We start from the raw sequence: 13725 nt of genomic DNA, 5'->3' as shown, positions 1-13725 counted from the left end.
GGTGAAGGCCCGCCCCCGGGTGGCCGGAGAGCGGTCCCGGGCACGCGCCCCCCAGCAGCCCCTCGTCGACCCTGGCGCAGGCGCGCCGGGGGCAGGTGACCAGACGAGCCCCACGCGGAGCTGGCCCCGGCTCCCGAAGCTGCCCACGCGGCATACCTGGACGTCGTCACGGCCTGCGGCCGACGGCCGGCGACGCTGGATCGCTCCGCTCGTGGCCCTCGTCGCCGTGCTGGCCGTGCTCGGGACCGTCGTGGGCGTCAGCCTGCGCGACGCCGGCGCCCAGGCCGCCACCAACCGGGCGGCGGCCAGCCAGGCCCGCACCTCGATCGAGCAGATGCTCAGCTACAGCTACAAGACCATCGACGCGCAGTCGGCACAGATCGAGGGCCTGCTCACCGGGTCGTTCAAGGGCGAGTTCACAGCCGCCATGGACAAGGACATCAAGCCGCTCGCGGTCAAGAACCAGACCGTCGTGCAGGCCAAGGTGTCCGACGTCGGGGTGATGAGCTCCTCGCCCACGACCGTCAAGGTGCTGGCGTTCGTCAACCAGGCCCGCATCGGCACCGACCAGCAGGACCCCGTGGTCGACCAGAACCGGGTCATCGCGACGATGACCCAGGTCGGCGACCGCTGGCTGATCAGCAAGGTCGAAGCCTTCTAAGGGCCTACCACCCCTTCGGAGATCCGGCGCGGCGACGCCTCCCGGACGCCTCCCGGATCCTCCTGACCTGCGGCGATGCATCCCCCCTTCGGGTGCGTCGCCGCAGGTCGTTCGGCGCCACACGGGGCGAATGTCTTGACGTAGGGGGTTTCGCGCGTCATCCTCGTCTGCGTCGGATCAGCCCGTGGCTTGTGGCCCGGGCCTGACCCCCGTCAACGGTCGTGGCGTGAGCCCGCTGGACACGGTTGGACGAGGCTGCCCTCTTTCGTGTATGCTCTTCCTTTGCGCTGCCCTCTTTCTTCGATCCCGCCTCAGACCTCAGCCTTTCGTCGTGCCCTGCGGCACGAATTCCTGGCCCTGTCTCCTGCGTGGTCGGCACCGGCGGTCAGCGCTGCACCGGTTTCGAACCATCAGATTTAAGACAAGGCCCGTGGAAGGACCCCTCCTTGGCTGCCTCGCGCAACGCGACTCAGACTGTGTCCACCGCACGGACGGTTTCAGGCCGTCTGTCCTTCGCAAAGATCCGCGAACCCCTCGAGGTCCCCGACCTCCTGGCGCTGCAAACGGAAAGCTTCGACTGGCTGCTCGGTAACGAGCGCTGGCAGGCCCGTGTCGCAGAGGCCAAGGCCGCCGGCCGTGGGGATGTGCCGGATCGCTCCGGCCTCGAGGAGATCTTCGAAGAGATCTCCCCGATCGAGGACTTCAGCGGCTCCATGTCGCTGTCGTTCCGCGACCACCGCTTCGAGGAGGTCAAGTACTCCATCGAGGACTGCAAGGAGCGCGACCAGACCTACTCCGCGCCCCTGTTCGTCACCGCGGAGTTCATGAACACCACGACTGGCGAGATCAAGAGCCAGACGGTCTTCATGGGTGACTTCCCGCTCATGACCGAGCGCGGCACCTTCGTGATCAACGGCACCGAGCGTGTCGTCGTCTCCCAGCTGGTCCGCAGCCCGGGCGTCTACTTCGAGCGCACGCCCGACAAGACGTCCGACAAGGACATCTACACCGCCAAGGTCATCCCGAGCCGTGGTGCCTGGCTGGAGTTCGAGATCGACAAGCGCGACATGGTGGGCGTCCGCGTCGACCGCAAGCGCAAGCAGTCGGTCACCGTCCTCCTCAAGGCCCTGGGCATGACCGAGGCCGACATCCTCGAGGAGTTCGGCGAGTTCGAGTCGATGCGCCTCACCCTGGAGAAGGACCACACGGCCGGCCAGGACGACGCGCTGCTCGACATCTACCGCAAGCTGCGCCCGGGCGAACCGCCGACCCGCGAGGCTGCCCAGACCCTGCTGGACAACCTCTACTTCAACCCCAAGCGCTACGACCTGGCCAAGGTCGGCCGCTACAAGATCGACCGCAAGCTGGGCGTCGCCGCCGAGCTCAGCGCCTCGGTCCTGTCCGTCGACGACATCGTCGCCACGATCAAGTACATCGTCTCGCTGCACGCCGGTGAGTCGACGCTCGCCGGCAAGAACGGCGACGAGGTGCCGGTCGAGGTCGACGACATCGACCACTTCGGCAACCGTCGTCTGCGCAACGTGGGCGAGCTCATCCAGAACCAGGTCCGCACCGGGCTGTCCCGCATGGAGCGCGTCGTCCGCGAGCGCATGACCACGCAGGACGTCGAGGCGATCACCCCGCAGACCCTGATCAACATCCGCCCCGTGGTGGCGTCGATCAAGGAGTTCTTCGGCACCTCCCAGCTGTCGCAGTTCATGGACCAGAACAACCCGCTCGCGGGCCTGACGCACAAGCGGCGTCTGTCGGCCCTCGGCCCGGGTGGTCTGTCCCGCGACCGCGCCGGCATGGAGGTCCGTGACGTCCACCCGTCGCACTACGGCCGCATGTGCCCGATCGAGACCCCTGAGGGCCCGAACATCGGCCTGATCGGCTCGCTCGCGTCCTACGGTCGGATCAACCCGTTCGGGTTCATCGAGACGCCCTACCGCAAGGTCGTCAAGGGCAAGGTCACCGACAAGGTGGACTACCTGTCCGCCGACGAGGAGGACCGCCACGTCATCGCGCAGGCCAACGCCGTCATCAACGCCGAGGGCCTGTTCACCGAGGACCGCGTCCTGGTGCGCACCAAGGGCGGCGAGATCGACTACATCCCCGGTGCCGACGTCGACTACATGGACGTCTCCCCGCGCCAGATGGTGTCGGCCGCGACCGCGCTGATCCCGTTCCTCGAGCACGACGACGCCAACCGTGCGCTCATGGGTTCCAACATGCAGCGCCAGGCGGTGCCGCTGGTCAAGTCCGAGGCTCCGCTGGTCGGCACCGGCATGGAGTACCGCGCCGCCCTCGACTCGGGCGACGTCGTCCGGGCCGAGACCGCTGGTGTGGTCACCGAGGTGTCCGCCGACCTCGTCACCGTCGCAGGTGACGACGGCTCGACGCGCACCTACCGGATCGCCAAGTTCGCGCGCTCCAACCAGGGCACGTCCTACAACCAGGTCGTCGTCGTCAACGAGGGCGACCGGGTCGAGGCCGGCGGCGTCATCGCCGACGGTCCCGCGACCGACGGTGGCGAGATGGCCCTGGGCCGCAACCTGCTCGTGGCGTTCATGCCGTGGGAGGGCCACAACTACGAGGACGCGATCATCCTCAGCCAGCGTCTGGTGCAGGACGACGTCCTCTCCTCGATCCACATCGAGGAGCACGAGGTCGACGCCCGCGACACCAAGCTCGGCCCCGAGGAGATCACCCGGGACATCCCGAACGTCTCCGAGGAGGTCCTGGCCGACCTCGACGAGCGCGGCATCATCCGCATCGGCGCCGAGGTCCGCGACGGCGACCTGCTCGTCGGCAAGGTCACGCCCAAGGGTGAGACCGAGCTGACGCCGGAGGAGCGCCTGCTGCGCGCCATCTTCGGTGAGAAGGCTCGCGAGGTCCGCGACACGTCGCTCAAGGTGCCCCACGGCGAGACCGGCACGGTCATCGGCGTCAAGGTGTTCGACAAGGACGAAGGCGACGACCTGCCCCCGGGCGTCAACCAGCTCGTCCGCGTCTACGTCGCCAACAAGCGCAAGATCACCGATGGAGACAAGCTCGCCGGCCGTCACGGCAACAAGGGCGTCATCTCCAAGATCCTGCCCGTCGAGGACATGCCGTTCCTCGAGGACGGCACCCCTGTGGACGTCGTGCTCAACCCGCTCGGTGTCCCCGGTCGTATGAACGTCGGCCAGATCCTCGAGCTGCACCTCGGCTGGGCCGCCTCCCGCGGTTGGGAGATCGCGGGCAACCCGGACTGGGCCAAGCTCATCCCCGAGGACGCGCGCTCGGCCCCGGCCGGCACCCGTGTCGCCTCGCCGGTGTTCGACGGTGTGCGCGAGGACGAGATCGTGGGTCTGCTGGACTCCACGACCAAGACCCGCGACGACGTGCGGCTCATCGACGGCTCCGGCAAGTCCCGGCTCTTCGACGGTCGCTCCGGCGAGCCGTTCCCCGAGCCGGTGTCCGTGGGCTACATGTACATCCTCAAGCTGCACCACCTCGTGGACGACAAGATCCACGCCCGCAGCACCGGCCCCTACAGCATGATCACGCAGCAGCCGCTGGGTGGTAAGGCTCAGTTCGGTGGCCAGCGCTTCGGTGAGATGGAGGTGTGGGCACTCGAGGCCTACGGCGCGGCCTACGCGCTGCAGGAGCTGCTCACGATCAAGTCCGACGACGTCCAGGGCCGCGTGAAGGTCTACGAGGCGATCGTCAAGGGCGACAACATCCCGGAGCCCGGCATCCCCGAGTCCTTCAAGGTGCTCATCAAGGAGATGCAGTCGCTGTGCCTGAACGTCGAGGTGCTCAACAGCGAGGGCACCTCCATCGAGCTGAAGGAGTCCGACGAGGACGTCTTCCGCGCGGCGGAGGAGCTCGGCATCGACCTGTCCCGGCGCGAGCCCAGTTCGGTCGAAGAGGTCTAAGGCGCGGGTATGCCGCGTGGACGCCCTGGGCGGGCACGCGGCATACCAGCCCTCCTCACGACCCACCCTTTGAGTTTTAGCTAGAGACACGGAAGAAGGAACCACGTGCTCGACGTCAACTTCTTTGACGAACTGCGCATCGGCCTGGCCACTGCTGACGACATCCGTCAGTGGAGCCACGGCGAGGTGAAGAAGCCCGAGACGATCAACTACCGCACCCTCAAGCCTGAGAAGGAGGGCCTGTTCTGCGAGCGCATCTTCGGCCCCACCCGGGACTGGGAGTGCAACTGCGGCAAGTACAAGCGGGTCCGCTTCAAGGGCATCATCTGTGAGCGCTGCGGCGTCGAGGTCACTCGTGCCAAGGTGCGTCGTGAGCGGATGGGCCACATCGAGCTCGCCGCCCCCGTCACCCACATCTGGTACTTCAAGGGCGTCCCGTCGCGCCTGGGCTACCTGCTCGACCTCGCCCCGAAGGACCTCGAGAAGGTCATCTACTTCGCGGCCTACATGATCACCTCGGTCGACGAGGAGCAGCGCCACAAGGACCTGCCCTCGCTCGAGGCCCAGATCGAGGTGGAGAAGAAGGAGTACGAGAACAAGCGTGACTCCGAGGTCGACACCCGGGCCAAGCGGCTCGAGTCCGACATCGCCGAGCTCGAGGCCGAGGGTGCCAAGGCTGACGCCCGCCGCAAGGTGCGCGAGTCCGCCGAGCGCGAGATGAACCAGATCCGCAAGCGCGCCGACATGCAGATCGAGCGCATCGAGCAGGTCTGGGACCGGTTCAAGAACCTCAAGGTCCAGGACCTCGAGGGCGACGAGATCCTCTACCGCGAGATGCGTGACCGCTTCGGTCTGTACTTCGAGGGTGGCATGGGCGCCGCCGCGATCCAGAAGCGCCTGCAGGACTTCGACCTCCAGGCCGAGTCCGAGCTGCTACGCGAGATCATCGCCACCGGCAAGGGCCAGAAGAAGACCCGTGCCCTCAAGCGGCTCAAGGTCGTCACCGCCTTCCAGGCCACGACGAACAAGCCGTCCGGCATGGTCCTGGACGCCGTCCCGGTCATCCCGCCGGACCTGCGCCCGATGGTGCAGCTCGACGGTGGCCGCTTCGCGACCTCCGACCTCAACGACCTCTACCGTCGCGTGATCAACCGCAACAACCGGCTCAAGCGTCTGCTCGACCTCGGTGCGCCGGAGATCATCGTCAACAACGAGAAGCGGATGCTCCAGGAGGCTGTCGACAGCCTCTTCGACAACGGCCGTCGTGGTCGCCCGGTCACGGGTCCCGGCAACCGTCCGCTCAAGTCGCTGTCCGACATGCTCAAGGGCAAGCAGGGCCGGTTCCGCCAGAACCTGCTCGGCAAGCGCGTCGACTACTCCGGCCGTTCGGTCATCGTCGTCGGCCCGCAGCTCAAGCTGCACCAGTGCGGTCTGCCCAAGCAGATGGCCCTCGAGCTGTTCAAGCCGTTCGTGATGAAGCGCCTGGTCGACCTCGACCACGCGCAGAACATCAAGTCGGCCAAGCGCATGGTCGAGCGCGCCCGTCCGGTCGTGTGGGACGTCCTCGAAGAGGTCATCACGGAGCACCCCGTGCTCCTCAACCGCGCGCCCACCCTGCACCGCCTCGGCATCCAGGCCTTCGAGCCTCAGCTCGTCGAGGGCAAGGCCATCCAGATCCACCCGCTCGTCTGCTCGGCCTTCAACGCCGACTTCGACGGTGACCAGATGGCTGTGCACGTGCCCCTGAGCACCGAGGCGCAGGCCGAGGCCCGCATCCTCATGCTCTCGAGCAACAACATCCTCAAGCCGGCCGACGGCCGTCCGGTGACCATGCCCACCCAGGACATGATCATCGGGCTCTACCACCTCACGTCCGAGGTGGAGAACGGCAAGGGCTCCGGCCGCGCGTTCTCGTCGGTCTCCGAGGCCCGCATGGCGTTCGACGCCGGCGAGCTCGAGCTCGGCAGCATCGTCAAGATCCGCCTGCTCGACGTCGTCCCGATCCCGGGCACGGAGCTCGCCGAGGGCACCGAGGTCAACGAGCAGGGCCAGGTGGCCTCGCTCACCATCGAGACCAGCCTCGGTCGCGCGCTGTTCAACCAGACGCTGCCGGTGGACTACCCGTTCGTGGACGCGGTCGTCGACAAGAAGCGTCTGTCGACCATCGTCAACGACCTGGCCGAGCGCTACACCAAGGTGCAGGTCGCTGCGAGCCTCGACGCGCTCAAGGAGTACGGCTTCCACTGGGCGACCCGCTCGGGCACCACGGTGGCCATCTCCGACGTCGTGACCCCGCCGCGCAAGCTCGAGATCCTCGAGGGCTACGAGGTCAAGGCCACCAAGGTCCAGGTGCAGTACGAGCGTGGTCTGATCACGGACGACGAGCGCCGTCAGGAGCTCATCGAGATCTGGACCCAGGCCACCAACGAGGTCGCCAAGGAGATGGAGGCCAACCTCCCGAAGACCAACACCATCTACAAGATGGTGTCCTCGGGTGCGCGTGGTAACTGGATGCAGCTGCGGCAGATCGCCGGTATGCGTGGTCTGGTGTCCAACCCGAAGGGCGACATCATCCCGCGACCGATCCGCGCGAACTTCCGCGAGGGCCTGTCCGTGCTCGAGTTCTTCATCTCCACGCACGGTTCCCGTAAGGGTCTTGCCGACACCGCGCTTCGTACCGCCGACTCGGGTTACCTGACCCGTCGCCTGGTGGACGTCTCGCAGGACGTCATCATCCGCGAGGACGACTGTGGGACCGAGCGTGGCCTGACCATGCCGATCGCGCAGAAGACCACCTCCGGCGCCCTGGTCGAGCACGACGACGTGGAGACCTCGGTCTACGCCCGCACGCTCGCCGCCGACGTCGAGAAGGACGGTTCCGTCCTGGCCGAGGCCGGTATCGACCTCGGTGACGTCGTCATCGACGCGCTCGTCGCCGCCGGCGTCGAGCAGGTCAAGGTCCGGTCGGTGCTCACCTGTGAGTCCCACGTCGGCACCTGCGCCGCCTGCTACGGCCGGTCACTCGCGACCGGCAAGCTCGTGGACATCGGCGAGGCCGTCGGCATCATCGCGGCCCAGTCCATCGGTGAGCCCGGCACCCAGCTGACGATGCGTACCTTCCACACCGGTGGTGTGGCTGGTGACGACATCACGCAGGGTCTGCCCCGTGTCGTCGAGCTGTTCGAGGCCCGCACCCCCAAGGGTGTGGCCCCGATCGCCGAGGCGTCCGGTCGGGTCAGCATCGAGGACACCGACAAGACCCGTCGCATCATGCTCACCCCGGACGACGGCTCCGAGGAGCACGCCTACCCGGTGAGCAAGCGCGCGCGTCTGCTGATCGCCGACGGCGACCATGTCGAGGTCGGCCACCGCATGACGCAGGGTTCGATCGACCCCAAGCAGGTCCTTCGCATCCTCGGCCCGCGGGCGGTCCAGATGCACCTCGTCGACGAGGTGCAGCACGTCTACCGCCAGCAGGGTGTGTCGATCCACGACAAGCACATCGAGGTCATCGTCCGCCAGATGCTGCGCCGGATCACGATCATCGAGTCCGCCGATGCCGACCTGCTCCCCGGTGAGCTGGCCGAGCGTGGTCGGTTCGAGACCGAGAACCGTCGCGTCGTCGCCGAAGGTGGCCGCCCGGCCTCGGGTCGCCCCGAGCTCATGGGTATCACCAAGGCGTCGCTGGCCACGGACTCCTGGCTCTCGGCCGCCTCCTTCCAGGAGACGACCCGCGTGCTGACCGAGGCCGCGATGAACGCCAAGTCGGACCCGTTGCTGGGTCTGAAGGAGAACGTCATCCTCGGAAAGCTCATCCCGGCCGGCACGGGTCTCCCGCGCTACCGGAACGTCAAGGTCGAGGCCACGGAAGAGGCCAAGGCTGCGATGTACTCGATGCCCAGCTACGAGTACGACTACCCGGTGTTCGGTCCCGGCTCCGGCGAGGCCATCCGCCTCGACGACGCCGAGCTCGGCCTGGACTGAGCCTCCGGCTCCGCCCGCTGAGGGCGGGTATGCCGCGTGGTCACCACGCGGCATACCCGCCCTTTCGCATTGTCGGTGCGCGACTTGTTGCCCGCTGGTGGTCACCGAGCCGGCGATTCGGTGGTCCCGTGACGATCTGCGCGCACCAAGTCGGCACCTCGGCGACTTGGTGCCGGCTGGTGGTCACCGAGGCGGCGATTCGGGGGTCCGGTGACGATCTGCCCGCACCAAGTCGCAGCACGTCGGGCCGGCGGCGCTTGGTGTAACCGATTTGGACCGCCACCACGCAGGCGGTATCTTTGAACACTGTGTCTGAGGTCTGCCTCAGTCATGCGCTGGAGTCGGTGCCGACCAGACAGCAAGATGTCGGCCGCTGGACCAGCACCCCTCTCGCCGGGCACTCCGCAATCGATCCGCACTGGGTCGCGCGTGGAGGGTGCAGGGGAGAGCGCCAAGCACGACACACCCGAGTGCGGGGGTCGGGCGAGGCACCACACCAAGGAGTGCCCGAGGGTTGCGAGACGCAGCCCGACGACACAGAACATCAACTACGTACGGAGAACAGGTTGCCTACGATCAACCAGCTTGTGCGCAAGGGGCGTCAGGACAAGGTCACCAAGACCAAGACTCCTGCCCTCAAGGGCTCGCCCCAGCGCCGTGGTGTGTGCACGCGTGTGTACACCACCACCCCCAAGAAGCCGAACTCTGCCCTGCGGAAGGTCGCCCGCGTGCGCCTCACCAGCGGCATCGAGGTCACGGCCTACATCCCGGGCGTCGGCCACAACCTGCAGGAGCACTCGATCGTGCTCGTGCGTGGTGGTCGTGTGAAGGACCTCCCCGGCGTGCGTTACAAGATCGTCCGCGGCTCGCTCGACACCCAGGGTGTCAAGAACCGCAAGCAGGCCCGCTCCCGTTACGGCGCGAAGATGGAGAAGAAGTAATGCCTCGCAAGGGACCCGCGCCCAAGCGCCCCCTCGTCGTCGACCCGGTCCACAACTCCCCGTTGGTGACCCAGCTGGTCAACAAGATCCTCCTCGATGGCAAGAAGTCCATCGCCGAGACGATCGTCTACGGCGCCCTCGAGGGCGTCAAGGAGAAGACCGGCTCCGACCCCGTCGTGACCCTCAAGCGCGCGCTGGACAACATCCGTCCGACGCTCGAGGTCAAGTCCCGCCGTGTCGGTGGCGCCACCTACCAGGTGCCGATCGAGGTCAAGCCCAACCGCGCGACCACCCTGGCCCTGCGCTGGATGGTCGGCTACTCGCGTCAGCGTCGTGAGAAGACCATGACCGAGCGCCTCATGAACGAGATCCTCGACGCGTCCAACGGCCTCGGTGCCGCGGTGAAGCGTCGTGAGGACACCCACAAGATGGCCGAGTCCAACAAGGCCTTCGCGCACTACCGCTGGTAACAGCGTCCGGTATGCCGCGGGCGCAACACACGCCCGCGGCATACCGGAGGTGCGTGGTCGAGGCCCCGCCCCCACGCACCACAACGAACTTTTTCTAACGAGCGAGATGAGACGATCACATTGGCACTCGACGTCCTGACGGACCTGACCAAGGTCCGCAACATCGGGATCATGGCGCACATCGACGCCGGCAAGACGACGACGACTGAGCGCATCCTCTTCTACACCGGTGTCAACCACAAGATCGGTGAGACCCACGACGGTGCGTCGACGACCGACTGGATGGAGCAGGAGAAGGAGCGCGGCATCACGATCACGTCTGCCGCCGTGACCTCCTTCTGGGAGGGCACCCAGATCAACATCATCGACACCCCCGGTCACGTGGACTTCACGGTCGAGGTGGAGCGCTCGCTGCGCGTCCTCGACGGTGCCGTCGCCGTGTTCGACGGCAAGGAGGGCGTCGAGCCCCAGTCCGAGACCGTGTGGCGTCAGGCCGACAAGTACGACGTCCCCCGCATCGCGTTCGTCAACAAGATGGACAAGCTCGGCGCGGACTTCTACTTCACCGTCGACACCATCAAGGACCGCCTCGGCGCGGAGCCCCTCGTGCTCCAGCTGCCGATCGGCTCCGAGAGCGAGTTCGTCGGCGTCGTCGACCTCATCTACCGTCGTGCCCTCGTGTGGCCCGGTGACTCCAAGGGTGACGTCACCATGGGTGCCAAGTACGAGATCCAGGAGATCCCGGCCGACATGCTCGAGAAGGTCGAGGAGTACCGCCACGCCCTCGTCGAGCGCGTTGCCGAGTCCGACGACGTCCTCATGGAGAAGTACCTCGGTGGCGAGGAGCTGACGCCCGAGGAGATCAAGGGCGCCATCCGCAAGCTCACGGTCAACTCCGAGCTCTACCCGATCCTGTGCGGCTCTGCCTTCAAGAACCGCGGTGTGCAGCCGATGCTCGACGCCGTCGTCGACTACCTGCCTTCGCCGCTCGACGTCCCCCCGATGGTCGGCCACAAGCCGAACCACGAGGAGATCGAGATGACGCGCAAGCCCGACACGAGCGAGCCGTTCTCGGCGCTGGCGTTCAAGGTCGCCACGCACCCGTTCTTCGGCACGCTGACCTTCATCCGGGTCTACTCCGGCCAGATCTCCGCCGGCTCCGCGGTCGTCAACACGACCAAGGGCCGCAAGGAGCGCATCGGCAAGCTCTTCCAGATGCACGCCAACAAGGAGAACCCCGTGGAGGAGGCCCTCGCGGGTCACATCTACGCGGCGATCGGCCTCAAGGACACCACCACCGGTGACACGTTGAGCGACCCGAATGAGCAGATCGTGCTCGAGTCGATGACGTTCCCGGACCCGGTCATCCAGGTGGCCATCGAGCCCAAGACCAAGGGTGACCAGGAGAAGCTCTCCACGGCCATCCAGAAGCTCTCCGCCGAGGACCCGACCTTCCAGGTCCACCACGACGAGGAGACCGGCCAGACGATCATCGCCGGCATGGGCGAGCTCCACCTGGACATCCTCGTGGACCGCATGAAGCGCGAGTTCAAGGTCGAGGCCAACGTCGGCAAGCCGCAGGTGGCCTACCGCGAGACGATCCGTCGCACCGTGGAGAAGCTCGACTTCACCCACAAGAAGCAGACGGGTGGCTCCGGCCAGTTCGCCAAGATCCAGATCAGCATCGAGCCCCTCGACACCGCCGAGTCGGGCGAGATGTACGAGTTCGTGAACAAGGTCACCGGTGGCCGCGTTCCGCGCGAGTACATCCCGTCGGTCGACGCCGGCATCCAGGACGCCATGCAGTACGGCGTGCTCGCCGGCTACCCGCTGGTCGGCATCAAGGCGACGCTGCTCGATGGCGCCTACCACGACGTCGACTCCTCCGAGATGGCGTTCAAGATCGCCGGTTCCATGGCGCTCAAGGAGGCCGTCCGCAAGGCCGACCCCGTGCTCCTCGAGCCGATGATGGCCGTCGAGGTGCGTACGCCCGAGGACTACATGGGCGACGTCATCGGTGACATCAACTCCCGCCGTGGCCAGATCCAGGCCATGGAGGACATCAGTGGTGCCAAGGTCGTCCGCGGCCTGGTCCCCCTGTCGGAGATGTTCGGCTACGTCGGTGACCTGCGGTCCAAGACCCAGGGTCGGGCGAACTACTCGATGGAGTTTGACTCCTACGCCGAGGTCCCCAAGGCTGTTGCCGAGGAGATCATCAAGAAGACGCGTGGTGAGTGACCGGTAGCATTACCGGTCGCACTCCACGCAACGAACCACCAGAGCTCCACAACCCCCAATCCGCGCCACGTCCCATCTGGGCAAAAGGCGTTTCACCAAGAAGAGTCCTGAGGAGGACATCAAGTGGCGAAGGCAAAGTTCGAGCGGACTAAGCCGCACGTCAACATCGGCACCATTGGTCACATCGACCACGGTAAGACGACGCTGACGGCTGCGATTTCCAAGGTCCTGCACGACAAGTACCCGGACCTGAACCCGCAGTTCGCGTTCGACGACATCGACAAGGCACCCGAAGAGAAGCAGCGCGGTATCACGATCTCGATCGCGCACATCGAGTACCAGACGGAGAGCCGTCACTACGCCCACGTCGACTGCCCCGGTCACGCTGACTACGTGAAGAACATGATCACGGGTGCGGCGCAGATGGACGGTGCGATCCTCGTGGTTGCGGCGACCGACGGCCCGATGCCGCAGACGAAGGAGCACGTCCTCCTGGCCCGCCAGGTCGGCGTTCCCTACATCGTCGTGGCGCTCAACAAGGCCGACATGGTCGACGACGAGGAGATCCTCGAGCTCGTCGAGATGGAGGTCCGCGAGCTGCTGTCCGACTACGAGTTCCCGGGCGACGACCTGCCGGTCGTCAAGGTCTCGGCGCTCAAGGCGCTCGAGGGCGACGCCGAGTGGGGCAACTCCGTCCTGGAGCTCATGGACGCCGTGGACAACCACATCCCGATCCCCGAGCGTGACGTCGACAAGCCGTTCCTCATGCCCGTCGAGGACGTGTTCACGATCACCGGTCGTGGCACCGTCGTCACCGGTCGTATCGAGCGCGGCATCCTCAACGTCAACGCTGAGGTCGAGATCGTCGGCATCCACCCCGGCCCGCCGGCCAAGACCACGGTCACCGGCATCGAGATGTTCCGCAAGCTGCTCGACGAGGGTCGTGCGGGCGAGAACGTCGGCCTGCTTCTTCGTGGCACCAAGCGCGAGGACGTCGAGCGCGGCCAGGTCATCGTCAAGCCGGGCTCGATCACCCCGCACACGGACTTCGAGGCCAACGTCTACATCCTGTCCAAGGATGAGGGCGGCCGTCACACGCCGTTCTACGACAACTACCGCCCGCAGTTCTACTTCCGCACCACCGACGTGACCGGCGTCGTGCACCTCCCCGAGGGCACCGAGATGGTCATGCCCGGTGACAACACGGAGATGAACGTCGAGCTCATCCAGCCGATCGCCATGGAGGAGGGCCTGCGCTTCGCCATTCGCGAGGGCGGCCGTACCGTCGGCGCCGGCCGCGTCACCAAGATCACCAAGTAACACTCGGCGACTTCGCCACCGGTGATCTGACGCACCAGCACCACAGGAGGGCCCCGCAGCTTCGGCTGCGGGGCCCTTCGCTGTCCCGTATGCCGCGCGGGCCTGCGACGTGTTGCCGCCAGGTCGTCACGGGGTGGCGATTCCCGGGTGTTGGTGACCACGAGCCGGCAACAGGTGGGGGCCTCTGG

At 66.5% G+C, this 13725-nt stretch carries 7 protein-coding genes; all 7 read left to right on the top strand.

All coding sequences use genetic code 11. The features are described from left to right. Position 1 precedes the first annotated feature (1 nt). The 7 genes from AC1DWP_RS05855 (at position 2) to tuf (ending at position 13537) form a co-directional block, all read left to right on the top strand. Positions 2-661: a hypothetical protein gene (locus tag AC1DWP_RS05855; RefSeq protein ID WP_477613524.1), complete on the top strand. Its 660-nt coding sequence runs from the start codon at positions 2-4 to the stop codon at positions 659-661. A gap of 446 nt (positions 662-1107) precedes the next feature. Next, the gene (rpoB, locus tag AC1DWP_RS05850; RefSeq protein ID WP_477613523.1) at positions 1108-4584 is read left to right on the top strand and encodes a DNA-directed RNA polymerase subunit beta; all 3477 of its coding nucleotides are present in this window, start codon (positions 1108-1110) and stop codon (positions 4582-4584) included. A 105-nt stretch (positions 4585-4689) separates the two neighbouring features. After that, positions 4690-8568 carry a DNA-directed RNA polymerase subunit beta' gene (locus AC1DWP_RS05845; RefSeq protein ID WP_477613522.1) on the top strand — a complete coding sequence of 1293 codons (3879 nt, stop codon included), beginning with the start codon at positions 4690-4692 and terminating at the stop codon, positions 8566-8568. A gap of 566 nt (positions 8569-9134) precedes the next feature. Beyond that, positions 9135-9509 (top strand): 30S ribosomal protein S12, encoded by a 375-nt coding sequence (gene rpsL, locus AC1DWP_RS05840; protein WP_056883290.1) that lies wholly within the window; start codon positions 9135-9137, stop codon positions 9507-9509. Then, positions 9509-9979 (top strand): 30S ribosomal protein S7, encoded by a 471-nt coding sequence (rpsG, locus tag AC1DWP_RS05835; protein ID WP_056915473.1) that lies wholly within the window; start codon positions 9509-9511, stop codon positions 9977-9979. The genes rpsL and rpsG overlap by 1 nt, the downstream gene beginning before the upstream one ends. 120 nt (positions 9980-10099) lie before the next feature. Next, a complete protein-coding gene (fusA, locus tag AC1DWP_RS05830) occupies positions 10100-12217 on the top strand; it encodes an elongation factor G (RefSeq protein ID WP_477613521.1) in 2118 nt (705 codons plus the stop codon). A 123-nt stretch (positions 12218-12340) separates the two neighbouring features. Further along, complete coding sequence (tuf, locus tag AC1DWP_RS05825) at positions 12341-13537, top strand: elongation factor Tu (RefSeq protein ID WP_477613520.1); 1197 nt, start codon at positions 12341-12343, stop codon at positions 13535-13537. Positions 13538-13725: the final 188 nt, after the last annotated feature.

It is taken from the genome of Pedococcus sp. P2_F6 (genome assembly GCF_056403675.1).
The sequence above is the reverse complement of the archived record's forward strand: the minus strand, read 5'-3'. Positions and strand labels throughout refer to the sequence as shown.